Source organism: Chryseobacterium sp., from assembly GCF_029240215.1.
Taxonomy (GTDB): domain Bacteria; phylum Bacteroidota; class Bacteroidia; order Flavobacteriales; family Weeksellaceae; genus Chryseobacterium.
Genome location: NZ_JARBTK010000001.1, coordinates 468,087 through 494,850, shown reverse-complemented (window position 1 = coordinate 494,850; position 26,764 = coordinate 468,087). Strand labels below are relative to the sequence as shown.

At 34.3% G+C, this 26,764-nt stretch carries 24 protein-coding genes; 16 read left to right on the top strand and 8 right to left on the bottom strand.

The window, feature by feature from the left end:
• Positions 1–20: 20 nt before the first annotated feature.
• Positions 21–458 (top strand): adenylyltransferase/cytidyltransferase family protein, encoded by a 438-nt coding sequence (locus K0R77_RS02200; RefSeq protein ID WP_300346779.1) that lies wholly within the window; start codon positions 21–23, stop codon positions 456–458.
• A gap of 51 nt (positions 459–509) precedes the next feature.
• Here the strand turns inward: K0R77_RS02200 and K0R77_RS02195 are convergent, their stop codons facing one another.
• From K0R77_RS02195 to pnuC, 5 genes are all read right to left on the bottom strand, one after another.
• Positions 510–3,014: a TonB-dependent receptor gene (locus K0R77_RS02195; protein ID WP_300346775.1), complete on the bottom strand. Its 2,505-nt coding sequence runs from the start codon at positions 3,012–3,014 to the stop codon at positions 510–512.
• 167 nt (positions 3,015–3,181) lie between these two features.
• The gene (gene mltG, locus K0R77_RS02190; RefSeq protein ID WP_300346772.1) at positions 3,182–4,207 is read right to left on the bottom strand and encodes an endolytic transglycosylase MltG; all 1,026 of its coding nucleotides are present in this window, start codon (positions 4,205–4,207) and stop codon (positions 3,182–3,184) included.
• Between the two features lie 26 nt (positions 4,208–4,233).
• Complete coding sequence (gene dapF, locus K0R77_RS02185) at positions 4,234–5,007, bottom strand: diaminopimelate epimerase (RefSeq protein ID WP_300346769.1); 774 nt, start codon at positions 5,005–5,007, stop codon at positions 4,234–4,236.
• Positions 5,008–5,102: 95 nt separating this feature from the next.
• Positions 5,103–5,669 carry a hypothetical protein gene (locus K0R77_RS02180; RefSeq protein ID WP_300346766.1) on the bottom strand — a complete coding sequence of 189 codons (567 nt, stop codon included), beginning with the start codon at positions 5,667–5,669 and terminating at the stop codon, positions 5,103–5,105.
• A 4-nt stretch (positions 5,670–5,673) separates the two neighbouring features.
• Positions 5,674–6,342: a nicotinamide riboside transporter PnuC gene (gene pnuC / locus K0R77_RS02175; RefSeq protein ID WP_300346763.1), complete on the bottom strand. Its 669-nt coding sequence runs from the start codon at positions 6,340–6,342 to the stop codon at positions 5,674–5,676.
• A 164-nt stretch (positions 6,343–6,506) separates the two neighbouring features.
• Here pnuC and K0R77_RS02170 point away from each other — a divergent pair, with 164 nt between their 5' ends.
• From K0R77_RS02170 to hemN, 4 genes are all read left to right on the top strand, one after another.
• Complete coding sequence (locus K0R77_RS02170) at positions 6,507–8,150, top strand: APC family permease (protein WP_300346760.1); 1,644 nt, start codon at positions 6,507–6,509, stop codon at positions 8,148–8,150.
• Positions 8,151–8,201: 51 nt separating this feature from the next.
• Entirely contained in the window at positions 8,202–9,212 is a 1,011-nt protein-coding gene (locus K0R77_RS02165) for a glycosyl hydrolase (protein WP_300346757.1), read from the top strand.
• 115 nt (positions 9,213–9,327) lie between these two features.
• Positions 9,328–10,209, top strand: a complete 882-nt coding sequence (locus K0R77_RS02160) for a sialate O-acetylesterase (RefSeq protein WP_300346755.1) — start codon at positions 9,328–9,330, stop codon at positions 10,207–10,209.
• A gap of 95 nt (positions 10,210–10,304) precedes the next feature.
• Positions 10,305–11,684 carry an oxygen-independent coproporphyrinogen III oxidase gene (gene hemN, locus K0R77_RS02155; RefSeq protein WP_300346753.1) on the top strand — a complete coding sequence of 460 codons (1,380 nt, stop codon included), beginning with the start codon at positions 10,305–10,307 and terminating at the stop codon, positions 11,682–11,684.
• Between the two features lie 71 nt (positions 11,685–11,755).
• Here the strand turns inward: hemN and K0R77_RS02150 are convergent, their stop codons facing one another.
• Positions 11,756–13,123: a PQQ-dependent sugar dehydrogenase gene (locus K0R77_RS02150; RefSeq protein ID WP_300346751.1), complete on the bottom strand. Its 1,368-nt coding sequence runs from the start codon at positions 13,121–13,123 to the stop codon at positions 11,756–11,758.
• A gap of 215 nt (positions 13,124–13,338) precedes the next feature.
• Here K0R77_RS02150 and secD point away from each other — a divergent pair, with 215 nt between their 5' ends.
• From secD to K0R77_RS02120, 6 genes are all read left to right on the top strand, one after another.
• Positions 13,339–16,248, top strand: a complete 2,910-nt coding sequence (gene secD / locus K0R77_RS02145) for a protein translocase subunit SecD (RefSeq protein ID WP_300346749.1) — start codon at positions 13,339–13,341, stop codon at positions 16,246–16,248.
• 129 nt (positions 16,249–16,377) lie between these two features.
• Positions 16,378–17,595, top strand: a complete 1,218-nt coding sequence (locus tag K0R77_RS02140) for a TCR/Tet family MFS transporter (protein ID WP_300346747.1) — start codon at positions 16,378–16,380, stop codon at positions 17,593–17,595.
• Positions 17,596–17,656: 61 nt separating this feature from the next.
• Entirely contained in the window at positions 17,657–17,989 is a 333-nt protein-coding gene (locus K0R77_RS02135; protein WP_300346745.1) for a twin-arginine translocase TatA/TatE family subunit, read from the top strand.
• Between the two features lie 2 nt (positions 17,990–17,991).
• Positions 17,992–18,552 carry a phosphatase PAP2 family protein gene (locus K0R77_RS02130; protein ID WP_300346743.1) on the top strand — a complete coding sequence of 187 codons (561 nt, stop codon included), beginning with the start codon at positions 17,992–17,994 and terminating at the stop codon, positions 18,550–18,552.
• A 1-nt stretch (position 18,553) separates the two neighbouring features.
• On the top strand, positions 18,554–19,369 hold the full coding sequence (locus tag K0R77_RS02125; RefSeq protein WP_300346741.1) for a tetratricopeptide repeat protein: 816 nt from the start codon (positions 18,554–18,556) through the stop codon (positions 19,367–19,369).
• Between the two features lie 33 nt (positions 19,370–19,402).
• Positions 19,403–19,858, top strand: a complete 456-nt coding sequence (locus K0R77_RS02120) for a tRNA (cytidine(34)-2'-O)-methyltransferase (RefSeq protein WP_300346739.1) — start codon at positions 19,403–19,405, stop codon at positions 19,856–19,858.
• A 12-nt stretch (positions 19,859–19,870) separates the two neighbouring features.
• On the opposite strand, the gene K0R77_RS02115 is transcribed toward K0R77_RS02120, so the two are convergent.
• Complete coding sequence (locus K0R77_RS02115; protein ID WP_300346737.1) at positions 19,871–20,344, bottom strand: 23S rRNA (pseudouridine(1915)-N(3))-methyltransferase RlmH; 474 nt, start codon at positions 20,342–20,344, stop codon at positions 19,871–19,873.
• A 98-nt stretch (positions 20,345–20,442) separates the two neighbouring features.
• Between K0R77_RS02115 and K0R77_RS02110 the strand changes: the two genes are divergently transcribed.
• Entirely contained in the window at positions 20,443–21,477 is a 1,035-nt protein-coding gene (locus K0R77_RS02110) for a DUF4421 family protein (RefSeq protein WP_300346735.1), read from the top strand.
• 55 nt (positions 21,478–21,532) lie between these two features.
• Here the strand turns inward: K0R77_RS02110 and K0R77_RS02105 are convergent, their stop codons facing one another.
• Complete coding sequence (locus K0R77_RS02105) at positions 21,533–23,044, bottom strand: helix-turn-helix domain-containing protein (RefSeq protein WP_300346733.1); 1,512 nt, start codon at positions 23,042–23,044, stop codon at positions 21,533–21,535.
• Positions 23,045–23,399: 355 nt separating this feature from the next.
• Between K0R77_RS02105 and K0R77_RS02100 the strand changes: the two genes are divergently transcribed.
• The 4 genes from K0R77_RS02100 (at position 23,400) to K0R77_RS02085 (ending at position 26,668) form a co-directional block, all read left to right on the top strand.
• Complete coding sequence (locus tag K0R77_RS02100; RefSeq protein ID WP_300346731.1) at positions 23,400–24,005, top strand: hypothetical protein; 606 nt, start codon at positions 23,400–23,402, stop codon at positions 24,003–24,005.
• Positions 24,006–24,011: 6 nt separating this feature from the next.
• Positions 24,012–24,632 carry a hypothetical protein gene (locus K0R77_RS02095; RefSeq protein ID WP_300346729.1) on the top strand — a complete coding sequence of 207 codons (621 nt, stop codon included), beginning with the start codon at positions 24,012–24,014 and terminating at the stop codon, positions 24,630–24,632.
• A gap of 12 nt (positions 24,633–24,644) precedes the next feature.
• Positions 24,645–25,286 carry a hypothetical protein gene (locus K0R77_RS02090; protein WP_300346726.1) on the top strand — a complete coding sequence of 214 codons (642 nt, stop codon included), beginning with the start codon at positions 24,645–24,647 and terminating at the stop codon, positions 25,284–25,286.
• 353 nt (positions 25,287–25,639) lie between these two features.
• Positions 25,640–26,668, top strand: a complete 1,029-nt coding sequence (locus tag K0R77_RS02085; protein WP_300346723.1) for a YihY/virulence factor BrkB family protein — start codon at positions 25,640–25,642, stop codon at positions 26,666–26,668.
• The last annotated feature ends 96 nt before the right edge of the window (positions 26,669–26,764 follow it).

The window sequence follows — 26,764 nt, the reverse complement described above, 5'->3', positions numbered from 1 at the left end:
TAAACATAAATATATAAAAGATGAAAACCGAAAGAATAGGCATCACATTTTCGTCATTTGATTTGCTACATGCTGGTCATATCAAAATGTTAGAAGAGGCTAAAACGGTATGTGATTACCTCATTGTAGGATTGCAGATTGATCCCTCTCATGATCGCCCCACAAAGAATAAACCTACACAGACCATTGTTGAAAGATATATTCAGCTAAAAGCCGTGAATGCGGTTGACGAAATCATTCCTTATTACACAGAGGAAGATTTGGAGGATATTTTAAAATCTTTTGTAATCGATGTCAGAATTATCGGTGACGACTATATGGACAGAGATTTCACCGGAAAAAAATACTGCGAAGAAAAGGGCATTGAGATTTTTTACAACAAAAGAGATCACCGTTTCTCATCCAGCGATCTAAGAAAAAGAATCTACGAAGCTGAAATGGCAAAATCATCAAAATAAAAAAGTCCCGAAATTTAAATTTCGGGACTTTTTATGTTCATTAAACTCTGATTACATAGGACCTTGTTGATCATCTCCTGTAGCATTTGAATTGACATCTTTCTTTCTCTTCGGCTGTTCGATTTTTTCACCTTGCTTAAATCTGTAAGTTAGAGAAACTGCAAATTGTCTCGGCTGCCACTGCATATAAGAATCTCTGCTAAACTCTGAAGTAGTGGTTGTACTTCTCATTGCACGGGTATTGAAAATATCCTGAATGTTGAAACTTACTGTTCCGTTACCATCCCAAATTGTTTTTGAAGCGCCAAAATTTAAAGCATACATATCATTTCTGGTCTGGTTTTCTGTCTTTTGAGCACCTCTGTAGAATCCTTGCAGCTGGAAACTGAATGTCTTATCAACTTTAAAAGTTGAAGTAAGTCTTGCTCTTGTGGAGAAACCTGTACCTTCGAAAGACATCGGTTGATTCAAAATATCAGGATTTGTATAAATTCCCGTAGTTTTATATCCAAATAAATCTACGTTTCCTAAGAATTTCAACCATTTTGTTGCATCCCAGTTGAAATTTAAATCTAATCCGTAACGATCATCAGCACCCAAATTGATTGGCTTTGTTTTGAAAATTCCATCGTCAGAATATACCAACATCTTTACATCATCTGATGAATGTCTATAATAAAGAGTAGGGTTGATCGTGAATTTCCCTTTTGAAATACTATATCCAAACTCATAAGAATCTACATAAGAAGGGTTTAAATCAATATTTCCTTCAAAGATATTTTGATTATCAGTATAACTAGGATTTGGAATCAAAAAGAAAGATCTTGGTCTGTCAATTCTTCTTGAATAATTGACTAAAAACTGATTGTCTTTGGCGATTTCGTAACTCAGGAATACAGACGGAAATAAATTATTATAAGTCTTTTTACTGTTAATATTGTCAGTATAATAATCTAAGTTTGAATATTTAATATCAACCTGAGAATACTCATTTCTGAGTCCTAACTGATACCCTAATTTGCCAATTTTGCTTCTAAACTGTAAGTACCCGGCGTTGAAAATTTCTCTGTAATACGCATTATAAGTATAATTATTAAGAAAATGAAACTCAGGATTGTCGACAGTTCTTTCCAAAACATCATTATCATAAATATTTTGATTAATATCTAGTCTGTAACCGGCTTCAATTTTTGAGTTTTCACCAAGAGGAAGCTCGTAATCAGCTTTACCAACTAATGTTTTATTTTTAGTAGTCTGATTGATTACATTCTGCAATTGAAAAATATTATCTTGAGTCTGATTCACATCAGTATCATTATAAGATCTGTTACTTTGTAAACTTGCAGATAATGATAAGTTCTGTCCTTTGTCATCAAATTTGTGATCTAACCCTAAATCTGCCTGAAACGCAAGGTTGTCATTAGAACCGGTATTCATCCTGTTTACAAACGAGTTTGGATTTTTAAGAAAACGGTAATCATAAGTGACATTTCCAATGTTTTCACTTTCGAAAGTTCTAACAGTTGCTGAAGCATTCACCGATGTTTTATCAGAAATATCATAAACAATACCTGATGATGCATTATAATTGCTATTATTGTTATTTGTGATTGATTCCTGACCTGTGAAAGTTCTGTCATCATCCAAAACTGCATTAAAGAATGTCGCATTGTTTCTATTCGTATTCTTAGACTCACGATAGCCACCACCGCCATTCAAAAACCATGTCAGGCTTCCTTTTCTCCAGCTTAAATTGGTATTTAAATTGGTTTGAGGCAAATATCCTAAAGTTCCTATTACACTTCCGTTAAAACCTGTTTTTTTAGATTTCTTTAAAATGATATTTAAAATACCTGCCGTTCCGCTTGCTTCAAATTTTGAAGAAGGATTGGTGATCACTTCAATTCTTTCGATCTGATCTGCAGGAATACTCTGTAATGCGTTTGCGCCATCGTCAATTCCCAGAAGAGCAGAAGGTTTTCCGTTGATCAAAAATCTTACATTAGAGCTTCCTCTCATTGATACCGTTCCGTCTGTGTCTACAGAAACCGAAGGTACATTTGAAAGTACATCCTGAAGATTTCCACCTTTACTTACAATATCCTGAGATGGATCGTACGTTCTTTTATCAAGCTCGACTTTATAAGGTTTTGTAGCAACAGTGATCGTAACCCCTTGAATATCCTGAGTTTTCAGATTTGTAGCGGAAGTTTCAGCCTCGATTGATAAAGCACCAATGTTTCCTGCAGCTGCAATCTGTTTGTTGATCACACTTTTTTTGTAATCGATTGCTTCTATTGTGATGTCGTAGTTTCCGGGAGTCAGCTCAAGTTTGTACTGGCCTTTTTCGTCCGTTAAAGTAGCATCACTGAAAAGTTTATTTGCTTTGTTGCTAAAAGTAACAGAAGCATAAGGAACAGGCTGATTGCTTTTGTCTACAATAGTTCCCGTTACGCCCACTTTTTCTTGCCCGAAAGCAAAGGCTGCTGCAGATAATACAAAAGTAAGCCCTAAAGTTTTCTTTGTGAAAATGCTGATAATTTCCGTCTGATTCATATGATATTCTTTAAATAAAATCATGAAAAACATATTTATAATTGTGAAATTATAAACGCTGAATTTTTCAGGTTTTCAAGATTTCGTTTATTATTTTTAATAGATAGGTCGCTTTTGAGAGCGAAATGTTAATTATTTAATTGTTAAATTAAAGTTAAATATATTTACTATTTGATATTTTTTGAATTAAGCCAGTCTTGGTACGCTTTTGCATTGATTACATGCTCTTCCGCACTGGCTGTAAACTTGTGATAGCCCATTCTCGCAGGATCGGCACACATAAAAATATAGGAGTTGTTTTCGGCATCCAAAACTGCATCTACAGAATTTTTGTCAACTACACAAATCGGTCCCGGAGGAATTCCTGCATTTGCATACGTGTTGTAAGGTGAAGGTGTTGTCAAATGTTTAAACAAAACTCTTTTAATAGATTCTTTAAAGTTGGTCTGTTTATTCATCGCATAGATTACAGTTGGGTCAGATTGTAATTTCATTCCTTTTCTGTAACGGTTTAAATATAATCCTGCAATGGTTTTCATTTCGTCTGGTTTCCCTCCTGATTCTTTATAAACGATAGATGCCAAAGCATAAATCTGATCTCTTGTCAAACCGGATTTCTGTTCTTTTGCTTTTCTGTCGGCAGTCCAGAATTCATTATACTGATCTTCAAATTTTTTGAAAAATTCTTTCGGAGTTACCGTCCAGAAGAAATTATAAGTATCGATGAAAAAATATTTTTTAAGATCTTCGGCATTATTATAGCCTTTCTCTCCGGCAATTTTATTTAAATCATTGACGAATTTCAGTGAATCCAATTCAGTTTTCTTTGAAACTTTACCAACCATCTGATAAATGTCTCCGAAATCTCCGATTCTGAAAGAATTTTCGGTCTGATTTCCTGCTTTGATCATATTAACCAGGCTTGTATTGCTTGCTCCTTTTTTGAAGTGGTAACGTCCCGGCTTGAAAAATTGATCCATTTCTTTATCTTTAGCTACCTCAGTAAAAGATTCTTTATTGTCAACGTAAGGTGCAATAGAATCTAAAATCTGCTTAAATTCTGCATCATGCGGAATTAAAACGTAGCCGTCTTTTTCTACGTTGTTTCCGTAGTATTTATTGTAGAATTTCAAACCAAAAAATCCTGCCACAGCAAGAATTAAAAGGACGATAATGAGAATAGCTTTTTTCATTATAATTAAAATGGATTAAAAGTTTTTTAAAATAAAAGAAGTTCTACCTTTCCTTTAAATACTTGTTTTGCCGGACCTTCGAGCCAAATTTCACGGAAAGAATTTCCGTTTTTTTCAGCATAAACCTTAAGATCACCGCCCAATGTTTTAACTTTTATGGAAGTTAGATTGCTTTTTTGAAGAAAAGTTAAAGCCGAAGCTGTAACTCCGGTTCCACAACTGAAAGTTTCGTCCTCAACGCCTCGTTCATAAGTTCTTACGAAAATTTCTTCATCAGAAATATTTTCAACAAAATTGACATTAATGCCATTTTCTTTGTAATTTTCAGAATTTCTAATGCTGTTTCCTTCTGCAAAAACATTGAAATTAGCAATGTCTTCTACGTATTTTACGTAATGTGGTGAACCGGTATTTAAAACTGAATCATTTCCGTCATTATTAATGCTGTCAACGTCAATCATTTTTAATTTTACGATTCCGTTGTGAATTTCAGCTTTGTGTTCTCCGTCTGTTGCGATAAAAGTACATTTGTTTTCAAAAATATCCAGGAAAAAAGCAAAGGCTACGAGACATCTTCCGCCGTTTCCGCACATTGTGCTTTCTCCGCCGTCAGAATTGTAGTATACCATTTTAAAATCGTACTTATCATCGTTTTCAAGCAGGATCAAACCGTCTGCACCGATCCCGAATCGTCTGTCGCACAATCTTTCAATGATTTTTTTATCTTTTGGAAACTGCAAATCACGGTTGTCGATCATTACAAAGTCGTTTCCTGTTCCCTGATATTTATAAAATTCCATACTTATCTGTCTAAAAAATTAACGTGCAAAATTACTATAATAAAAACGAAAAAACGAACAGTGGTGGCTGTCCGTTTACTTATTTAGAATGATTACTATCTGAAACCTCCGTTGGATCTTGTTGAGTTATTCTGTTGGGGAGTTTGAGGAGTCGCAGGAGTGGAAGGCGTAGTGTTTCTTGTACTGTTGGTACCATTTCTGAAACCGCTGTTGCTGTTTGATCTAGGAGCATTTTGTTGCTGCTGTCTTTGGCTGCTGTTGCTTCCTGAATTTCTAAAACCCCTGTTTCCGCTATTATTCCGGTTGCTGTTATTATTGTTTCTAGGGTTTGTGTAATTTCCGTTATTGTTATTTGGTGTATCTCTGAAACTAGGAGCAGGTCTGTTTGAAGGGCTTCTTTTTTCTACATACACTTTTGTTCTGTTATTTCCATAATAATAAGGCACACCATTGTCATAGTAATACCTCATATCATTTCTGTAGTAATATCCGTCATTACCATAATATCCTCCCGTGTTGTAATAACCTTGGGGTGCGTAGTAATATCCATTATCATAATATGGATCTCCGTAGTTATCTGCATATCCGTTATTGTATGACATACAAGAAGCTAAGCTTGCTGCTATGAATACCGTGAATGCTATTTTTATTAAATTTTTCATGACTTTAATGTATTTTTCTCTTTAAAACTTTTTTCCAGTTGACGTATCCCATGATCGCCATTATGGTAAATACCAAATATTGAACCGAAGTGATTCCGAGCTCTTTATAAATTAACATTGGAATGCAAACTAAATCTCCCAGGATCCAGAAAATCCAGCTCTCAATGCGGCGTTTCGCCATGAGCCACATTCCTACAAGAAATGTAGAAGTGACGACTACATCAAGCCAGTTTGCCCAATCAAGATGATGTAATCCCAGATCTGCGCCATCAAATGAAAAATGATTATCAATATAAGGTTTGTAGTAATAGATGGCAGTCACCATAATCATACTGAGGATAAAAAGCATGATCGCAAAGATCCATTCTTTTCTGGTTGCCCATGTTACGTCTACATGAATGTGATCCTCTGAGTTTTTTGACCACAAAATCCAGCCATAAATGCTCATCGCAGTATAATAAACATTGATCATGCAGTCACCAAGCAATCCGAAATTGAAAAGGATATAAACGTAAATTAATGTAGAAATTATTCCTGTAGGATAAAGCCAGATGTTTTTTTTAATGGAAAGGTAGACGCTCAAGATTCCGAAAATAGTTCCCGTAGCTTCCAGCAGAATTTGTAAATAGGTATAATACTCATACGGTTTTACAAAGAGATCATATAAATTCATGTCATCAAAAATAATGAAAATATCAATCGGTCTGAAATGTTTTAAAACAGGTGTAAATCAGTTTTTTATATTTTAAAATTTAAATTTAATATCGAAAGTTTATTAATAAATGTTAAGATCTATAAATTTTTTATATTTTCGTAAATCTTTAATAAATAAAAAATATGTCAAAAATTTGGGCTAAAAAGCCAATGAGTGCTTATGAAGCCGATATACAGAAAAGTGAACTAAAACGTGTTTTAGGAAAATGGAGCCTTACTGCTATCGGAATTGGTGCTATTATCGGAGGAGGAATTTTTGTACTTACAGGTACTGGTGCCTATTATAACGCAGGCCCTGCATTGGCACTTTCTTTTGTAGTAGCTGGTATTGCCTGTGTATTTGCAGCTTTGTGTTATGCTGAGTTTGCGTCAATACTTCCAGTAGAAGGTTCTGCTTATGCGTATGCATACGGAACGGTAGGTGAAATTTTTGCCTGGATCATCGGTTGGGGTTTGATATTAGAATATGCGATGGGATCGATGACGGTCGCCGTTTCATGGTCAGGTTATTTTGCTAAACTTCTCAAAATGTTTGGTCTGCATTTACCCTATTGGATGACCACTGATCCCGGAACAGCTCACAAAGCGTTCGGTGAAGCTACGAAGCAGATTGCCGAAGGAAAACTTCCTGCAGATAAATTATTGGGCTTTCAGGAAACTATCAATAATTTCAATGCAGCTCCTGAATTGTTAGATTTTAAACTTTTCTTGAATCTTCCTGCTTTACTTATCGTTTTGTTTGTAATCTGGATCTTATTGAGAGGTACAAAAGGTGCTGCTAAAGCCAACAACTTTATTGTAATCTTAAAAGTTTCTGCAATTATATTTGTGATTATTGCCGGTTTATTTTTTATAGATACTGATAACTGGACACCTTTTATCCCTGAAGCAACTACCATTACAGAAAACGGAGTCTCCCACAAAGCATATGGCTATGGCGGAATTATTGCCGGAGCTTCTGCTATTTTCTTTGCTTATGTAGGCTTCGATGCAGTTTCTACGCAGGCGGGTGAGGCGATTAACCCTAAAAAAGATGTGCCTTTTGCTATCATCACTTCGTTAGTAATTTGTACAATTTTATATATTTTGGTATCATTGGTTCTTACAGGAATGATGCATTATACTGATTTTAATCCTCTAGGTAAATATCCTGATGCCATTAAAGCACCTGTAGCTTATGCATTTGATATTGCAGGTCAGGCTTGGGCTGGTTATATCATTACGATTGCTGCTACAGTAGGCTTAATTTCTGTATTGATGGTAATGATCATGGGACAATCAAGAATTTTCTTGGGAATGTCCAAAGATGGTTTAATTCCTTCAACTTTCTCAAAAGTAAATCCTACTTCTGGAGTTCCTAGGAAAAACCTGATGATTTTAGGTACAGTTATCGCCATAGTAGCTTCACTTACGCCAATTAACGAGCTAGCACACATGACAAGTTTCGGGACTTTATTTGCCTTTACAATGGTTTGTGTTGCAGTTTGGGTATTAAGAGTAAAAGAACCAAATTTGGTAAGAAGTTTCAGAGTTCCTGCATTGCCTGTAATTGCTTGTTTAGGAATTGCGATCAATGTATACTTGATTTTCAACCTTAGTAAAGAAGCACAGATGTACTCTTTTGGTTGGTTGATTATAGGATTTATCATTTATTTCCTTTACAGTAAGAGAAATTCAAAACTGCAGAATGGCGGTTATGGAGAAACCTTCAAGGCTGAGCAAAAACCTTTAGAAGACGTCAATATTAATATTGACAATAAAGAATAAATTTAAATTCCGCTTTATGCGGAATTTTTTTTTTCATTAAATTTGACTGTTATGAAAAAAATATTCCCCACATTATTTCTATTCTTCGGAACTTTTCTCTTCGCCCAAAATATAAGTTTTGAAACTTTACTTAATGATAAAATCAGTATCAGAGCCATAGAAATCTGGGACGGCAAAGTATGGTACAGCGGAACAGACTCTAAATTCGGATATGTAGATTTGAAAGACTCAAAAAACCAGAAACAGATTAAATTATCAGACGAAAAACTACAGTTCCGCACTTTAGCTCAGGATAAAAATTCATTTTATGCAATCAATATAGAAAGTCCTGCTTATTTCTTTAAAATTGAGAAGAAAAAACTGATTTCTCAAAGAGTTTTCACAGATGTAAGTAAAGCTGCATTTTATGATGCATTTCATTTTGTAAATGCGGACTTGGCTTTTGCGTTTAGTGATACTGATGACAATAGACTAAAACTTACAATGTATAAAAATGGAGAATGGAGTTTTTTTAAAAATAATATAAAACTAAATCCGGGTGAAGCAGCATTTGCAGCAAGTAACACCAATATTTCCTCAGCTAAAAATTACGTTTGGATTGCAACAGGTGGAAAATCTTCAAGAATTTTGAAATTAAATTTAAAAAACCAGCAGATCGAAATTTTTAATACACCATTTATTCAGGGAGAATCTTCACAGGGTATGTATTCAATTGATTTTTCTGATGATAGATTTGGGATTGCAGTCGGTGGAGATTATACCAAACAAGAAGCCAACATCAATAATATCGCAACGACAATTGACGGCGGGAAAACATGGCAGATTCAGGCTTCTGGAAAAAATGCAGGATATACAACTTGTGTAAAAATAAAACCAAATTCTAAAGGAAAAGAAATTATAGCAGTTGGAGATCAACACATCAGTTACTCATCTGATTTCGGAAAAACATGGAAGAAAATCTCTGACGAAAAAGGACTTTTTGTCTGTAAATGGATTGATGATAAAACGGTAGTTTTTGCAGGAAAAGACAGAATTATAAAAATGAAATGGATTAATATTTAAATGAAATTTAAGATGACTTATTTTTTATTTTAATGTTTCTGATAGACGATATCGTTTATTTAACTGACTTTTTCAAATTACCTTTGATAAAATTTCTCCAATGAAAAACCTGAAAATGTTTTTTTTACTCTTAGTTCCTGCTTTATTTTATACTCAGAAAATCAGGATTTTTATTCTTGCCGGACAATCGAATATGAACGGGTTTGGATATAATAAAGATCTTCCCAATGATTTAAAGTCTTTTAAAGACGTTTACATATTTCAGGGAAATTCTGTTCCTGACGGAGATCTGAATGGCGGAACCGGAAAATGGGATGTTTTAAAACCCGGGAACGGAACAGGCTTTAAGTCTGATGGAAAAACTAACACGCTTTCAGACAGATTTGGTCTGGAACTTTCTTTTGCTAAAAGAATGAAAGAACTTTTCCCGAACGATAAAATCGCCTTGATAAAATATGCAAGAGAGGGTACTTCTATTGACAGTCTTGCAGCGGCAAATTTTGGATGTTGGGATGCTGATTTTAATGGCAAAAATGAGATTAATCAATATGATAATTTTTTGAAAACAGTGAAAAATGCCTTGTCTGAAAGTGACATTGATGGAAACGGAAAAAAAGATGAAATCATTCCATCAGGAATTCTTTGGATGCAAGGTGAAGGTGATGCAAGTTACAACGAAGAAATTGCCAGCAAATATTACGGACATTTAAAAATTTTAATGAATCAAATGAGAGCAACTCTGCTTGCAGATGATCTTCCTGTTGTGATCGGTAAAATTTCAGATTCTGGGAAGAACGAAAAAGGAAGAGTTTGGCCAACTGGTGAATTGGTGCAATATGCTCAGGAAAAATTTGTAAAAACAGATAAAAACGCTGCAATCGTCCGTTCAACCAAAAAATACAATTACGGAAATGATCCTTGGCATTACGACAGCGCAGGTTATATTGATTTAGGAAAAAACTTCGCAGACGAAGTATTTAGATTGATTATAAAATAAGAACTAATATATTTCATGCTCAAAAAGTCATCCGTAATGGTTAATTTTGCATGATGAAAATCTCACAAGGATTTAATCTTTTTTAAAATTTCAAAATGAATTCGTTAATCGATAAATATAATATTCCCGGACCTCGTTATACGTCTTATCCCACTGTTCCTTATTGGGACGAAAGCACTTTTTCACCAGAAAAATGGAAAGAAAGTGTGATAAGATCTTTCAATGAAAGCAATTCGGAAGAAGGTATTTCAATTTATATTCACCTGCCTTTCTGTGAGGCTTTATGTACATTTTGCGCATGTCATAAACGTATTACCAAACAGCACAGCGTAGAGATTCCGTATCTTGAAAGTGTTTTAAAAGAATGGAAGTTATATTTAGATTTGTTTAACCAACAACCAACAACCAACAACCATAAACCAATTTTAAAAGAACTTCACTTAGGAGGCGGAACTCCCACTTTTTTTTCTCCGCAGAATTTAAAAACATTATTGGAAGGGATTTTTTCAACAGTTGAAATTGCTGAACATCCCGAGTTTTCATTTGAAGGTCACCCGAATAACACAACCAGAGAACATCTGCAGACTTTATATGATTTAGGTTTCAGAAGAGCGAGTTTTGGGGTTCAGGATTATGATCCAAAAGTACAGAAAGCGATCAACCGAATTCAGCCTTTCGAAAAAGTAAAAGAAGTAACCGAAATCGCCCGTGAAATTGGTTATACAGGAATCAGTCACGATTTGGTGTTCGGTCTTCCGCATCAAAGTTGGGAAGCAATGGAACATACGATTCACAAAACAATGGAACTAAAACCAGATCGTTTAGCGTTTTATTCTTACGCTCATGTTCCGTGGGTAAAAGGAGTCGGACAAAGAGGTTTTGATGAAAATGATCTTCCGAGTGGTGAAGAAAAGCGACGTTTGTATGAAGATGGCAAAAGACTTTTGGAAAATTTAGGATATATTGAGGTGGGAATGGATCATTTTTCTCTCGAACACGATGATTTGTATCAATCTTTAATTCAGAAAAAACTTCACCGTAATTTTATGGGATATACTTCGAGCAATACCCAATTAATGGTTGGCTTGGGAATGTCTGCAATTTCAGATTCGTGGTATGCTTTTGGGCAGAATGTAAAAACTGTGGAAGAGTACCAGAAAATTGTTGAAGAAGGAATGATTCCAGTAGTAAAAGGACATATTCTGAACGAAGAAGATTTAATTGTAAGAAGACATATTTTAAATTTAATGTGTCAGCTTGAAACTACTTTTGATATACAAAATTCTTTTCCTGAGCTTGAAAATGCTTTTCAAATGTTAAAGGAAATGGAAAAAGATGAATTGGTGGAAATTCATGACAATCAAATAAAAATTACCGAAAAGGGTAGAGCATTCACGAGAAACGTTGCCATGGTTTTTGATCTCCGAATGATGAGAAATAAACCGGAAACGAGAATTTTCTCAATGACGATATAAAAGAAAAGCGATTCAAAACTGAATCGCTTTTCTTTGCCTAAAGCCTAAAGCCTAAAGCCTAAAGCCTAAAGCTATTTAATAATCAACTTCTGACTGTACTCTTGCAAATCTCCCGATTTGATGTTGAGATAATAAACTCCGGGTATAACTCCGGTAATGTCAAAACTGTTTTCGCTATCCAGTTTCACATCAGTCATAAAGATTTTACCTTCTGTACTGATTAATTCTATTTTAGCATCAGCAGATTGTAATCCTTCCACAAAAACTCTTTCAGAAGCAGGATTTGGATAAATTCTTATCTGGTTCAAAGTATTTTCCTGTGTTCCTAAACTGGCTGTCGTGATTTTATAAATTTTTCCGTTATTGACTGCTGCCACATATAATTCTTTCTGAAAATCTTCGCCAAATGTTGAAAAATTGTTTCCTGAATAAGCAGTAGTCCAAGTAATAAAATTATTAGAATCTAAAGTTCCGATCTGTTGTGAGCAGTAGTCCGCAAAAAAATATCTTCCCTGCAGACTCGTTGATGCAGTTCCCCGGTAAACGTAACCTCCCGTAATCGAGCATTTTCCACCTGAATGATCATATACCGCTATTGGAAATGTCATTGTAGCTGAAGCAGCACAACCTGCAGTATTATAAGTGTTGTTTCCTTCGTAGCATCTCCATCCGTAATTGAGTGCTGAAGTTGCGATTGGCATTTTGTTGATTTCTTCAATCGCGCCTTGACCGACATCTGCTATCATTGCGCTTCCTGTTGTAAGATCGAATGAAAATTTCCATGCATTTCTTAATCCGTAAGACCAAACTTCATCTGCACCATCAACTCCGGCTCCGATAAATGGATTTCCGGCAGGAATGTTATAAGGTCCGGTCGAATTGATGTCGATTCGCAACATTTTTCCCAACAAAGAATTTTTATTTTGTCCGTTATTATTAGGGTCACCGCCGCTTCCACCGTCACCGGTCACAATCCACAGATTACCATCAGGAGCAAAGTGAATACTTCCGCCATTGTGATTGTCAAATGGTTTTGGTATATTGAGGATGATTTTTTCGCTGGTATTGTCAGCAACATTCGGATTGGTTGTACTTACAGAATATCTCGCAACAACAATATTTCCTGCAGTATTGTTATAGTACACAAAAAAGTAGCCGTTGGTTGCATATTGAGGATGAAAAGCTAATCCGAGAAGTCCTCTTTCTCCGCCATAAGTAATTTTTGAACTTATATTGAGGAAATCAGCGGTATTGACGGTTCCGTTGGGTTGGATTATTTTAATGATTCCATTCTGTTGTACGACAAATAATCGGCTGTCGTTAGCATTCGTGATTTCTACAGGTGCAGTAAGACCTGTCGCAAATTCTTGCAATACAAAACTTTGGGAATAAAACAGTAAGGAAGAAAATAGTGAAACTGAAAGTAGTAATTTTTTCATAATATTTTGATATTTAGTGTATTATGTTAAATGAAAATTCCGTACCAAAAGGAAATTAAAAAATTCATTAAAATTTTATATAAAAATTAGTAAATCTTTAATTGAAAGAAGAATACCGATATATCTGAAAATAAACCATTTCTGTTCTTAAAAATTCATAAAATATCAATAAAATCATTATATTTGCCGACTTAATTTAACGTAGTTATAACAAAATGCAAGGAAAAGGACTTATTACAATTGTTGCTATTGTACTAGGGTTAATTTGCTTAAATGAGCTATTACCAACATGGTACGCCAGCAAAATTGAAAAGCAGGCAACTGCTATTGCAGGAGACAATCCGGAAAAGTATCAGAAAGAAATCGCAAGACTTTCTAAGGATACACTGAATCTAGGTTTTACAGAACTTTATTACACCAAAGCGAAAGACAAGGAAATGAAACTTGGTCTTGACCTTAAAGGTGGGATCAACGTTCTTTTGGAGATCAATCAGAGAGATCTTGTGAATGATTTAACCAATTATTCTACAAACCCAATTCTGATCGAAGCTTTAAACAAAACAGACGAAGTTCAGAAAAATTCAACAAAATCTTACATTGATAATTTCTTTGTTGAGTTTGATGCTGTAAACAAAGCAAAAGGAGCAAATCTAAAACTTGCAGATCCTGAAATTTTTGGTAATACGAATCTTTCTGAGATCAAATTCAACACAACAGATGAGCAGGTTCAAAGTATCATCAAAAGAAGAATAGACCTTTCTGTAGGTACTGCTTTTGAAGTAATCAGAACCAGAATTGATAAAATGGGAGCTGTTCAGCCAAATGTTCAGAGAGTTCCGGGTACAGCAAGAATTTCTGTTGAAATGCCGGGAATGAAAGACATTGACAAGGTGAAGAAAATGCTTCAGACTTCTGCGAAACTTCAGTTTTGGGAAGTACAGCAAATTCCTGAAGTAGCGTCATATTTCCAGACTCTTACAACTACCGTTTCTACAAAAGGAGATTCTATTGGAGTTGCAAAGAATACAAATTTCATGAGCCTTCTTCAGTTAGATAAATTAAAAACGAATGGTGTTGCCAGCGTAAAATTATCTGATACAGCGAAGGTTAATAAAATATTAAACAGCAAAATTGCTAAGTCATTACGTCCTGCAAACATAAAGTATACCCAATTTATGTGGGGATATAAGCCGGAATCTACTGATACAAACAGTTTGGTATTGTATGCCGTAAAAGGAAATATTAACCAAAAAGCTCCGGTAGACGGTGCTGTTGAGACTGCAAGCATAGGTTACGATGAATTGAGCAGAGTAGTTGTAGACATGCAGATGGATTCTAAAGGTGCAAAAGACTGGAAAACTCTAACGGAGAGAAACGTTGGAAAACCGGTTGCAGTAACTTTGGATAACAGAGTATATACAGCTCCGAATGTTGTAAATGCTATTCCAAACGGTAGAACTCAGATCTCTGGTAACTTCTCTCAAGAGGAAGCTAAAGAATTGGTTGACGTTTTAGGAGCGGGAAAATTACCGGCAGGTGCAAAAGTAGTGCAGGCTACTCAGGTAGGACCTTCATTAGGACAGGAATCTATTGATGCAGGGATGCTTTCATTTGGTATTGCATTCTTAATCATTATTGCTTATATCATTTTCTATTACGGTGGAGCGGGAGTTTACGCTGTAATCGCAATGATTATCAACTTATTCTACATTTTCGGAATTATGGATTCCGCAGACGCTACTCTTACGCTTCCTGGTATTGCAGGTATCGTTCTTACAATGGCGATGGCAGTAGATACGAACGTAATTATTTATGAAAGAACAAAAGAAGAACTATTCGCAGGAAAAAGTATTCTTGAAGCATACAAAGATGGTTTCAAACATGCATTAAGTGCGATTGTTGATGGTCACTTAACGACATTATTGACTGCAGGTGTACTATTCTTATTCGGAACCGGTCCTATTAAAGGATTTGCTTTGACTTTAGGAATTGGTATCTTAATGACATTCTTTACTTCTGTATTGCTTTCAAGAGTAATGATTTTCAGCAGATTGAATAAAGGAAAACATCTTTCTGTTTGGACAGCTCCTACTAAAAATCTATTCAGAAATACCTGGATCGATTTTATCGGGAAAAGAAAATATGCTTACATCGTTTCTGGTTTATTGACAGTTGTATGTATAGCATCAATCGCAATCCACGGATTCAAATACGGAATTGACTTTACCGGAGGTAGAAACTACGTTGTAAGATTTGATAAAGATGTAAATGCTGAAAATATCGAGCAGAATTTGGTTAAAATGTTCAAAACTGAAGACGGTAAAAACTCTTCTGTTGAGGCTAAAACTTTCGGTAGCGAAAATCAGTTGAAAATATCTACAGATTATTTAATCGATGACGAATCTTTGAAAGCTGATCAAACTGTTGAGCAAAAATTATACGAAGGTTTAAAATCAAGTTTACCGGCTAATATTACTTTGGAAGATTTCAAAGCTGCTGATAAAGGTAATACAGGAATTGTTTCTTCCGAAAAAGTAGGACCTACGGTTGCAGATGATATCAAAACTCATGGTATGTTAGCAGTTGCTGCTGCTTTGGCAGGTATCTTTATCTACATTTTAGTAAGATTTAGAAAATGGCAATTCTCATTGGGTGCTGTTGCGGCATTATTCCATGATGCGATTATTATTTTGGGAGCTTATTCGTTGCTTCACAAATTCATGCCTTTCAACATGGAGATCAATCAGGATTTTGTTGCTGCGATCTTGACGGTTTTAGGATATTCAATCAATGATACCGTAATTATCTTCGACAGAATCAGAGAATATTTGAGAGAGAAAAAATCTCTTACATTGGCAGGATTGTTTGATGATTCTATCTCAAGTACATTGGGTAGAACTTTCAACACTTCATTTACAACAATTCTTGTAATCTTGGCTATTTTCATCTTTGGTGGAGATAACCTGAGAGGATTTATGTTTGCAATGTTGATCGGTATCGGTTTCGGTACCTATTCATCAATATTCATTGCTTCGGCGATTGCTTATGACTTCCTTAAAACAGGAAAAGAAGAAGGTGTACATGGAAAATCATCTTCTGATAAAGAAGTCCTTGCTTCAAAATAATTTACACTACAATAAATAAGAAAAAGCCTTTCATTTGAAAGGCTTTTTTCGTTTTCTGAATATTATACTTTTTTAATAGAGAAAATTTAGGATCATTATTTTTAGGGATTTGATTACTTTTGCAGAGCTATGGAAAAATCAAAGAAAAAAGCTGCGATGAGCTTTATTTTCATCACTTTGCTGATCGATATTACAGGATGGGGAATTATTATTCCCGTAGTTCCGGCTTTGATCAAAGAATTGATTCATGCTGACATCAGTGAAGCTGCAAAATATGGGGGTTGGCTTGGTTTTGCCTATGCTTTCACTCAATTTCTATTTTCGCCAATTGTCGGTAATCTGAGTGATAAATTCGGTCGAAGACCTATTATTCTGATTTCACTGTTCGGTTTTGCCATTGATTATATTCTTTTAGCATTATCACCAACAATTATCTGGCTTTTTGCAGGTAGAATTATTGCAGGAATTACCGGAGCAAGTGTAACTACAGCAAGTGCATATATCGCAGATATTTCGACAGATGAAGACCGAGCTAAAAATTTTGGTTTAATTGGAGCTGCTTTCGGGCTCGGATTTATCATTGGTCCTGTGATTGGTGGCGTTTTAGGACATTATGGAGCAAGAGTTCCATTTTATGCGGCAGCGGTTTTATGTTTACTGAATTTCCTTTATGGATATTTCATTCTTCCTGAAAGTTTAGATAAAGACAAAAGAAGAGAATTCAGCTGGAAACGGGCAAATCCTGTCGGTTCATTTAAATTTTTAGGCAAACATCCTGAAATCTCAGGGTTGATTGTTGCTTTAATTTTAATCTACATCGCAGGTCATGCCGTGCAAAGTAACTGGAGCTTTTTTACGATGTACGAATTTGACTGGACTGAAAGAATGGTTGGGATTTCTTTGGGTGTAGTTGGTTTGTTGGTCGGCTTGGTACAAGGAGTTCTGATTCGATGGACGACCCCAAAATTGGGTGAACAGAAAAGCATCTATTACGGTTTAGCTCTTTACGCTCTCGGAATGTTACTTTTTGCATTTGCCACAGAAGGCTGGATGATGTTTGTTTTCCTGATTCCATATTGTTTGGGTGGAATTTGCGGTCCTGCTTTACAATCTGTGATCACCAAAAGCGTTCCTTCAAACGAACAGGGTGAATTGCAAGGAGCATTAACAAGTTTAATGAGTGCAACTGCGATTATCGGACCTCCGATGATGACCAATTTATTTTACTTTTTCACGCATGAAGAAGCACCTTTTAAATTTTCTGGTGCGCCGTTTTTCTTAGCATTTATCTTAATGACAATCAGTGTGGTGGTGACATACTATGCTTTCCAGAAAAAGAAATCTTAAAATTTATTTAAAATTAAACCTTAAAACATTATTTGTTTATAATCTTTTGTAATTTAGCATCATGGAATTAAGCATTGGAGAAATGGCATTGATCGCCATTGCGATTGTGGTTTTATTCGGACCGGATAAATTGCCTCAGATTGCTCGAGATCTAGGATCGGGAGTAAGAAAAATGCGTGGCGCAGTAGAAGATATCAAAACCGAAATCATGAAAGAAACAGATAATCCTGTCTCTGAAATAAAACGTGAGATCGAAAAAGTGAAAGATGCGGCCAAAGATTTTGATCCTACAAAAAATATTCAGAAAGATATTATTGGTGAACCTTTAGCTGATACAACTCCAAAATTGAAGCCTTCCGATGACGACACATACGAAGGTCCTGTAAGCAGATAATAATGGAAGAAATCATTCTTGAAGATAAAAAGGTATTTCTGTACCTCAATAATTTGGGAGATACTCCATTTGATCAGTTTTGGATGATGATCTCAGGAACGTGGATCTGGGTTCCTTTGTACATCATTTTCTGCTATTTTCTTTATAAAAATTTTAAGCTAAAATCTTTACTTTATATTCTTATTTTTGTCGCAATAGGAGTAACGGTTTCCGATCAGTTAGCCGGTGTTTTCAAATACGGAGTTGCAAGATTAAGACCCTGTCACGACCCAGGTTTACAATCTTATATGAGAATTGTAAAATGTGGCGGACAGTTCGGTTTCTATTCTGCCCATGCCTCAAATACCTTTTTTTTAGCGAGTTATCTAAGTTTTTTGTTAAAAGATAAGCTCAAATGGTTTCCTTATATTATATTTGTCTGGGCAGTAGTGGTATCATACAGCCGCATTTATTTAGGAGTGCATTTCCCGATAGATATTTTGGTGGGGGCGTTTGTTGGAATTTTATTGGGAGCTCTATTTTCTATGCTCGCCAAAAAAGTCATCAATAAACAAACTATATAAAATGAAAAAACTTTTACTCATTATTACTTTAGCGTTTTCTTCGCTTCAGTTTTTCTCGGCTCAGGACAAAAAAATTGCAGAAGAATGTATGCAGAAAGCTGATTTTAAATGTGCTGAAGAACAGTACACAAAATTGGCAGAAAAAGAGAAGATTCAGAAATTTCAGTCTGAATATTACAATAATTTAGGAACGGCACAAAGACGGTTGGGGAAAATTCCTGCAGCGTTTAAATCTTATGAATCTGCTTTAAAATCAAATCCTCTTTCAGCTTCTGTGTATGCAAACTTAGGATCATTACACAATCAAAAGGGCAGCAAAACCAAAGCGCTGGATTATCTTAACAGTGGTTTAAAAATAGATGATCAGAATGCCGAAATGTATCTTACGCGTTCAAAAGTCTATGAAAATTTAGGTAAAAAAGATTTGGCTGAAAAAGATCTCAATCAAATTCTGACTTTCGCTCCCGACAATATTTTTGCAAGAACGGGTTTGGCGAATCTTAAAAAAAGAAATGGTAATCTTGAAGGTTCTTTAAAAGATTACAACCAACTCCTGTCAGAAAAGCCTGAGTCACTACTTTACAACGGAAGAGCAGATGTTTATCTGAAACTGAAAAAGTATAAGGAAGCCTTAGCAGATGTCAATAAAGCAATTTCAATCGATCCCAAATTTTCACAATCATATGTAGCAAAAGCTATGATTTTATTTGATACTGCTAAAGAAAAAGAAGCTTGCGCAAGTTTAGATAAAGCAGTTGCATTAGGATATGAGAAAGGTGCTCTTGCTGAACAGTATAAGAAATGTGTCAAAAAATAAAAAGTCAATTTTTTAAATAAATTAAATTCATTCATGTTAAACATTGTTCTTGTAGAACCGGAAATACCCAATAACACAGGCAACATCGGACGATTATGTGTAGGAACGGAAAGTAAATTGCATTTAATTCATCCGTTCGGATTTTTGATTGATGATAAAAACCTCAAACGTTCCGGCTTAGATTATTGGGTGCATCTCAATGTTACAGAATATGCAAATGTTGACGAATGGATGAAATTAATTCCTGACTTATCACGCGTTTTTCTGATGAGTTCTCATGCAGAAAAATCTTACCTTGAAATTGATTTTCAGGATGGTGACTGGTTGGTTTTCGGAAAGGAAAGTGTGGGTTTAAGCAAAGAGGTTTTAGACCAATTTGATAATCATCTAACGATCCCGATGTCTAAGCTGATCAGAAGTTTTAATATTGCCAATTCCGTTGCTTTTGTGGTGGGTGAGGCAAAAAGACAAATTAATCTAAAAATTTAGTTTAAATATTTTTTAATCATTATGATATGGTTTTCCCTGCAAAATCTGATCAGCACGGTACAACTGTTCAACAATAAATAACCGGATCATCTGGTGTGTAAATGTCATTTTTGAAAGTGACATTTTTTCGTTGGCTCTGTTGTAAATTTCATCCGAAAACCCATAAGCGCCACCAATCAGAATATGGATTTTTTTTACTGAAGAATTCATCCAGTTGTCGATTTTCTGAGAAAATTCTCTGCTGGTAAACTGTTTTCCTTTTTCATCCAAAATAGCGACCCAATCATTTTTATCGATGTGATTTTGAAATAATTTGGCTTCTTCCTTTTTCAGTAAATCAGGTGAAAGATTTTTTGCATTTTTAATGTCAGGAATTTCTATAATTTCAAAATTCCAGTGTTTTGGAAGTCGGGTGAGATAATAGCTGATCAGAGAATTGATTTCTTTATCATCTGTTTTCCCGATACAAAGTAGATTGATGCGCATTTTTTAGCTTTAAAAAAGAAAGTTCAAAGATACTTATAATTAAAAAATAAGAGAATTATTTTAAAATCTGTATTTTTACAAGACCAGCACAATCAAGAATGAAGTTTTCTTTTTACTCATTGTTGTTTTTTAGTTTTTCGGGAATGACTTTCTGTCAGGAAGTTAGCGATTCTGCTGAGAAAAAATATCTTCAGGAAGACCTCAATAAAATTTCTCTGGTTGCAGGGGTGAGTTATGTGAATAATTCTTTCGGATTGTATTACGAAGGTCAGACTTTCCTTTTAAAACCAAATGATTCTTTTTACACGGAATTTTTTCTTCGTTACCGATGGGTCGATGCAAGTATTTCATTTGCTCCAAAATTGGTGAGAATCAATAATGATGATGATATCAAAGGTAAAACCAGATATTTTAATTTGGGATTTGCTTTTTTCCTCAATCCGAAATTTCGTCAATACATTAATTATAGCCAGGTGAAAGGTCTGTATTTTGAAAGTACAAAAAGATTTTTTGAAGCTGTTTTTGATACAGAAGTCGCCAATGAGTTCACTAACGATTATATGCAGTTTCGTGATGCTAAATACCAATCTTTTACAGGTGAAACGAGTTATCTCTGGGTTGGAAATAAAGATAATTACAGAAGTTATACAAATATGACGCATAAGCCATTGAAAAATGATTTTGTAATGATTTCAGGTTTGTTTTATCAATACAATATGATGAAAGATACAGATCGTGTCATTTATCAGGGAATGGAAATCTCTGATTCTTCAAACGATAATTCTGTGACAAAAGATATACGTCTGACTTTTAGAACCGGTGGCGGAATGCAGAAAGTGATTGCTAAAAACTGGTACGCAATCATAGAACTTTATCCGCAGGTCTATTATGCGCATTTAATTGATGAAAATTATAATGAATTCAATATCGGTCTGAATTCTAACACTAGAATAGGATTCGACAACGGAAAATGGTTTTTCGGTGGCGGTGCGCAGCTTAACTGGATTAATAGCAATAATGAAAATTTCTATTCAACCACGAACTGGTTATTTCGATTCGGACTTGGTTTTAGAATAAATTCCCCTAACTTTGTCAATCAACAGTTTGACAGGATTGATCAAATTTTAAAATAAAATGACAAATCGGAAAAGCTAAAATCAGGACAAGTTTTAAATGAGTTTTTTGTAATTAATCTTCTCCTTCTGCATAAAGTTGTTCCAAATACTCCGAAGGTGATATGCCTTTAATATTCTTAAATGCTTTAGTAAATGTACTGTGAGATGCAAAACCGCAAAGAGTTGCCAGGTATGCAATTTTGTAACTTTTGTATTGCGGATTCTCAGAGAGTTGACAAATAATATATTCAATGCGTAATGTTGTAATATAAGTACTGAAATTCATATCCTTATTTTTGTTGATTACTCTTGAAAGGGTTTGTGGACTGATATTCAGATGAACAGCTACTTTAGACATTGTAATATCCGGATCTATAAAAAAAACAGTGTTTTCATATTCCGTTAGTTGTTCCAGTATTTTTTTATGATAAGCATTATCAATCGACGCATCTTCAGGTGATTCTTCTTCCTGGCATTCTGAAAGCAATTTGGTTTTACTGTCTAGATCTTGGGAGGAAGCTTCTATTATTTTTTCGAGATTGATTATTTTTTTCTCATTCCGTATTTTTCTGAAAATTAATATGAGTAATAATACAGACATCACGGTAAGTGCTAATTTCAGAAAATTTTCTTTTTTTTCATTGCTGCTATAATTATTAGCCCGGTTAATAGCTATGTTGTCAATCTTTTCAAGCTTTTGTAAAAATTTCACTTGAGTTTCAGAATAATATTTAGCCATTTTTACATTGTTTTTTGCCAAAAAAATCGATTTGATGCTATCAAATGATTCATTCAGATATTCAATATTACCTTCACTCTTTAGAGGTTCAATACTTTTTTTGTAATAAACCAATGCACTGTCTTTTTGATTTAATCTTGAATGGATCATTCCGATATTCATATAAGCGACACCTGAAAATTTTCCATCATCAAATCTTTGTAAGGCGATATGATTATATTTAAGTGCATTTTTTAAATCACCTTTAACCATGTATACATCTCCAAGGTTTACTGCTATACTGTGTCCCAGCCTGAGATTTTTGGATGGTTTTATGCTGTGTAGAATCCGGTATTGATCATCAGCTTTTTTATAATTTTGCATAGAATAGTCATCTTCACCGTTTACTGAATTAATCTTTGCAGTATAAAAATAGAAATACGCTCTTGCCTCATGAAAATTTTCTTTATTGCTCAAAAACATACTTATTCTGTTGCTGTCATCAAGCAGACCTTTTGCCTTAAAAGCATATTTGAGATATGTATATAAATAAGCAGCTTCGCCATAAAGTTTGGTACTGATTACCGGATTTTTTTTCTCAAATGCATGAAGCCTCTTTTCAAGAATCAGAAGATTTGCAATAGCCTTTTTATCTTCTTTAAGTTTGTACCAAGCCCTACCTGTGTAGTAAATTATATGCAGCCTGTCTTCTTCTGAATTTGCTTCATTCAGCAGGCGTTCACTTTTTAAAACAAAATCACTTGGAGATTCATTTGAAAGTTTATCGAAATAAAGCTCATTGGAATATAATAAAGTGGCAAGCAGAATGAATAGGCAGGTTAAGACTTTCTTACATATATATTGCATCAGAATACTTTTTTTCAGGTAAAAGTAATGTAATTGTCAGACTTTATCAACGATAATTATGATCTTCCTTGTCAGTTTATGTGTTCTGACAAGTATATTTAACTTATTTATTTATCTTTCTGATTATGTTGATTTTATGCTGTTGAAAACTGTAATTTATATGCGAATTTATACTTAATATATATATTTCGACAAAAGGGATATTGAAGAAAATGTAAAATTTCCTGTGTCGCTGCAGAGATCCTACTTTTGTATTGTAAAAAATATTCTATTTCTTAAATGATCCGGTTACACAGTTTACCAATAGTTATTTTCTCATTTAACATAAACTAATTAAGAAATTAAAATTAAAGTCATGAAGTATAAAATTTTAGTTTTTTCCTGTCTGGTATTTCTACCAATGTTTAAAGCACAACAGGGAAATGTTGGTATTAATACAATAAATCCACGCGTTAAACTGGAGGTTAACGGAACATTCAAATCTACTAAAATCATTACCGGAAACATTCCTTTTGTATCTGCTGCGGAAAAGGACAGATACCTTCTGATGAATCAAAGTACCGTAGATAATAAAATACGGAGAATAGATCCGTCACAGGGAAATTCGACAGGAGTGGCAAGTATAATTACTTATAAACTTAGTAATGTTAATCTTGATTGGGTTGAAAACTTCAATACCAAAATTAACTCTACAGATTATTCTCTTATGGTTTTATCTGCATTCTTTAACATCGATGTAGAGGGTGGCAATATTGCAATACCTTCGTACGGTGTAAAAAGTGTTAATAACGAATGGAATCTATATGCTGACTATTCGCAGTTGGCATCTGCTTCTAACGGTACGTGGACGATTGTCTGCGCTGTCTATCCTAAGACATATGTGAAGATTTTTCCTGAAAGAGGTCCGTTTGATTTAAACAATACCTCTACAGGAACAGATAATTCCCCAATTTTACAATAATTAATTATGAAGAAATTTTTATTCCACGCTTTAATGTTATCGACTACTAGTTTTTATGCTCAAGTTGGTATAGGTACAACTGCGCCTACAGAAAAATTGGAAATTACAGGAAGTACTGCGATCGCAACGTCTGTGACGGTTGACCCATTGGTATATGTTAATAATGCTTCAGGATTCACCATAGTTGGTACAGATCCCCAATCTACCGTTGTTAATGGGAAAATTTTGGCAATTGAAAATCTTTACACTCCACTGATCATTCAGCCTTATTCAATATCTAACGTCTACAGAGATGATTTGAATGATCTTAATCTTAATATATCAACTGAAAAATTCTTTATTACTATTGCCAATTTTGAGGCGATTCCTAGCAACGGGAATAATGGGATTCATACAACATCCAATAATAAAGGTCATTTTTTAATCGACATATTTCAGTCCAATAATATGTGGCATGTTAAGATAGGCTATCCCACTTTAAATACTTTAAGTACATCAGACAGATATACTTACAAATTTGATATTATTCTTTATTCTAAGAGATTTTATAAAAATTTAGGTATAGTAACTTATGATTTACAGGGTAGTAATTCAGGTAGTGCAGCAAATCCACCTTCCGGAATTTAAAAATAAAAATCTATGAAAAATATTTTCTTTGTCTTCATCTTCGCCATCTCAACACTCAACGCTCAGGGAGTTGGCATAGGAACCACCAACCCTACACATAACCTTGAGGTCGTAGGTAATGTGAAGCTCAGTGATGAACTTTATTTCGAAAACCCGGGAGTATATTCGGATGTTGCATCAAATTCATATTTAATTGTACGTGATAATTCCGATAAGGTACTGAAAAGATACGTTCCGGCAACTGCCGAGTATAGTGCTATAAACAGTACGGTATTTTATATAAAGAACATTAACGCAGGGGGATTGACTGATTTCAATACAGGGATTTCCGCCAATGATTATTATCTTGTTATCGGAGGATTTATTATCAGAGGTGTTAATAATAATTCAAATATCAACATCACTCAGCCTGCTAATACGAATTTAAATGAATTTATCCCTCAATACTCAGCGAGATCTTATATTCAGAACGGAACATGGCATATAAAGTTCACTCCTAACAACAATAGAGTATTTGATCAAAGTCCGGAAATCAGACTAAATGTGAGCGTTTACAGAAGAGATATGTTGACGACAATAAATAATACCATCAACTACAATATGAACGGAGTGACCACGGGAGTTGCATCTGCACCTGCACCTGTTTTACCATGATGATCTAAACAAATTTATCTGAGAGTCATCCTTAAGAACAAACTTTAATATTAACATATGAAATGAGGTGAAAAATTTATGATCTGGATTTTAAAATCAAAGCTTATAGCTAAATTTTTATTTGCGTATTAAAGATTAAAAAGTACTATTAAAAACACAAAAACTAAAATATAAGTCTTTAATACAATCATTCAAAGCAAAAATGGGTAACGATTTATTACTAAATTATTACCTGTTTTTGCATTTTACTTCAAAATTATTTACTTATTCATAAAGGGATGTAAAACCATTATTACCGACCCTCTTCACTGTTTTTCCTATCTTTGCTTTAATTAATGTTTTTTTTATAAAAGATGGCAATAAAAGTTCCGGGTTTTCTTTTGAAAGTTCAAGATTTTCTAGATGATATACATATTCCATTATTGGGGATATCACTTTGGCAGTTGTTTCAAATCTATTTTGCAGGTGTTTTCAAAGGGAAAATTGGCAAAAAAGCTGCAGCAATTTCCTGGAGTTTTACATTAAGTTTATTTCCTTTTATCTTGTTTTTGCTTTCAGTATTGCCATATATGCCGCATTATGATAAACTACAGTTTTATATTTTTGAGGTTTTGATGCATAATATTTTCCCTTCTAATATTGAAGGTGATGTAAGAGGTTATATTGAAGATAATATTATTCCCAATATGAAGGGAATCAGTAATTTAACTATTCTTATTGCGCTCGTATTTGCTACTAACGGTACATTTTCTATCATCAATGGTTTTAATGAAAATTCTAAAGAAAAACTTCCTGATGTTAAAGAATTTATCCTTTCATTTTTTATCACGATTGGCTTTGTGACTATCGTATTTTTAGCACTTTTCGGAGTTTATTATTCTGAAGTTGTTCTCAAGCTCTTTACACCGACTTACAATATTTCCTGGCTGGTCAATAACCTCTCGAAGATTATTGGTTTTGTCTCTTTTCCTCTGTTCTTTTTCTTATTGCTGGCTATGTTTTATTGGCTGGGAACAGTGAAAATAATCAGATTCAGACAGGCAATTCCCGGAGCAATTCTCACAACTGTTTTATTTATTGTGACAACCTATCTGTTTACTCTTTATGTTAAAAATATTGCCCGATACAACGTTTTATACGGTTCCATAGGAAGTATGATTTTACTGATGGTTTGGGTAAATGTGAACGTGTATCTTCTGCTTTTCGGGAATGAACTTAATATGGCTTTGCGAAAGCTGAGAGTTGAAAAACTTTTAGCGGATGAAATTAAGAAAGAAACATCACATTATCAATCAAAAAACGAAGAGCCCAATCTGGATAGTGATGAAGAGCATATAAGGAGTATTATAACCGACATAAAGAAGAAAGATGATAAAAAATAGGTTAATTATAGTTTTTATTTAAAATAGTCTATACTTTTTTAAAGTATACAAATCAATTCAAAATTTGCTAAAGTCTTGATTTAAAAGTGTTGTAAA

Excerpts from the sequence above, each read along its gene's own strand:
- K0R77_RS02200 (WP_300346779.1), top strand. The coding sequence starts at position 21 with ATGAAAACCGAAAGAATAGGCATCACATTTTCGTCATTTGATTTGCTA.
- K0R77_RS02195 (WP_300346775.1), bottom strand. The coding sequence starts at position 3,014 with ATGAATCAGACGGAAATTATCAGCATTTTCACAAAGAAAACTTTAGGG.
- mltG (WP_300346772.1), bottom strand. The coding sequence starts at position 4,207 with ATGAAAAAAGCTATTCTCATTATCGTCCTTTTAATTCTTGCTGTGGCA.
- dapF (WP_300346769.1), bottom strand. The coding sequence starts at position 5,007 with ATGGAATTTTATAAATATCAGGGAACAGGAAACGACTTTGTAATGATC.
- K0R77_RS02180 (WP_300346766.1), bottom strand. The coding sequence starts at position 5,669 with ATGAAAAATTTAATAAAAATAGCATTCACGGTATTCATAGCAGCAAGC.
- pnuC (WP_300346763.1), bottom strand. The coding sequence starts at position 6,342 with ATGAATTTATATGATCTCTTTGTAAAACCGTATGAGTATTATACCTAT.
- K0R77_RS02170 (WP_300346760.1), top strand. The coding sequence starts at position 6,507 with ATGTCAAAAATTTGGGCTAAAAAGCCAATGAGTGCTTATGAAGCCGAT.
- K0R77_RS02165 (WP_300346757.1), top strand. The coding sequence starts at position 8,202 with ATGAAAAAAATATTCCCCACATTATTTCTATTCTTCGGAACTTTTCTC.
- K0R77_RS02160 (WP_300346755.1), top strand. The coding sequence starts at position 9,328 with ATGTTTTTTTTACTCTTAGTTCCTGCTTTATTTTATACTCAGAAAATC.
- hemN (WP_300346753.1), top strand. The coding sequence starts at position 10,305 with ATGAATTCGTTAATCGATAAATATAATATTCCCGGACCTCGTTATACG.
- K0R77_RS02150 (WP_300346751.1), bottom strand. The coding sequence starts at position 13,123 with ATGAAAAAATTACTACTTTCAGTTTCACTATTTTCTTCCTTACTGTTT.
- secD (WP_300346749.1), top strand. The coding sequence starts at position 13,339 with ATGCAAGGAAAAGGACTTATTACAATTGTTGCTATTGTACTAGGGTTA.
- K0R77_RS02140 (WP_300346747.1), top strand. The coding sequence starts at position 16,378 with ATGGAAAAATCAAAGAAAAAAGCTGCGATGAGCTTTATTTTCATCACT.
- K0R77_RS02135 (WP_300346745.1), top strand. The coding sequence starts at position 17,657 with ATGGAATTAAGCATTGGAGAAATGGCATTGATCGCCATTGCGATTGTG.
- K0R77_RS02130 (WP_300346743.1), top strand. The coding sequence starts at position 17,992 with ATGGAAGAAATCATTCTTGAAGATAAAAAGGTATTTCTGTACCTCAAT.
- K0R77_RS02125 (WP_300346741.1), top strand. The coding sequence starts at position 18,554 with ATGAAAAAACTTTTACTCATTATTACTTTAGCGTTTTCTTCGCTTCAG.
- K0R77_RS02120 (WP_300346739.1), top strand. The coding sequence starts at position 19,403 with ATGTTAAACATTGTTCTTGTAGAACCGGAAATACCCAATAACACAGGC.
- K0R77_RS02115 (WP_300346737.1), bottom strand. The coding sequence starts at position 20,344 with ATGCGCATCAATCTACTTTGTATCGGGAAAACAGATGATAAAGAAATC.
- K0R77_RS02110 (WP_300346735.1), top strand. The coding sequence starts at position 20,443 with ATGAAGTTTTCTTTTTACTCATTGTTGTTTTTTAGTTTTTCGGGAATG.
- K0R77_RS02105 (WP_300346733.1), bottom strand. The coding sequence starts at position 23,044 with ATGCAATATATATGTAAGAAAGTCTTAACCTGCCTATTCATTCTGCTT.
- K0R77_RS02100 (WP_300346731.1), top strand. The coding sequence starts at position 23,400 with ATGAAGTATAAAATTTTAGTTTTTTCCTGTCTGGTATTTCTACCAATG.
- K0R77_RS02095 (WP_300346729.1), top strand. The coding sequence starts at position 24,012 with ATGAAGAAATTTTTATTCCACGCTTTAATGTTATCGACTACTAGTTTT.
- K0R77_RS02090 (WP_300346726.1), top strand. The coding sequence starts at position 24,645 with ATGAAAAATATTTTCTTTGTCTTCATCTTCGCCATCTCAACACTCAAC.
- K0R77_RS02085 (WP_300346723.1), top strand. The coding sequence starts at position 25,640 with ATGGCAATAAAAGTTCCGGGTTTTCTTTTGAAAGTTCAAGATTTTCTA.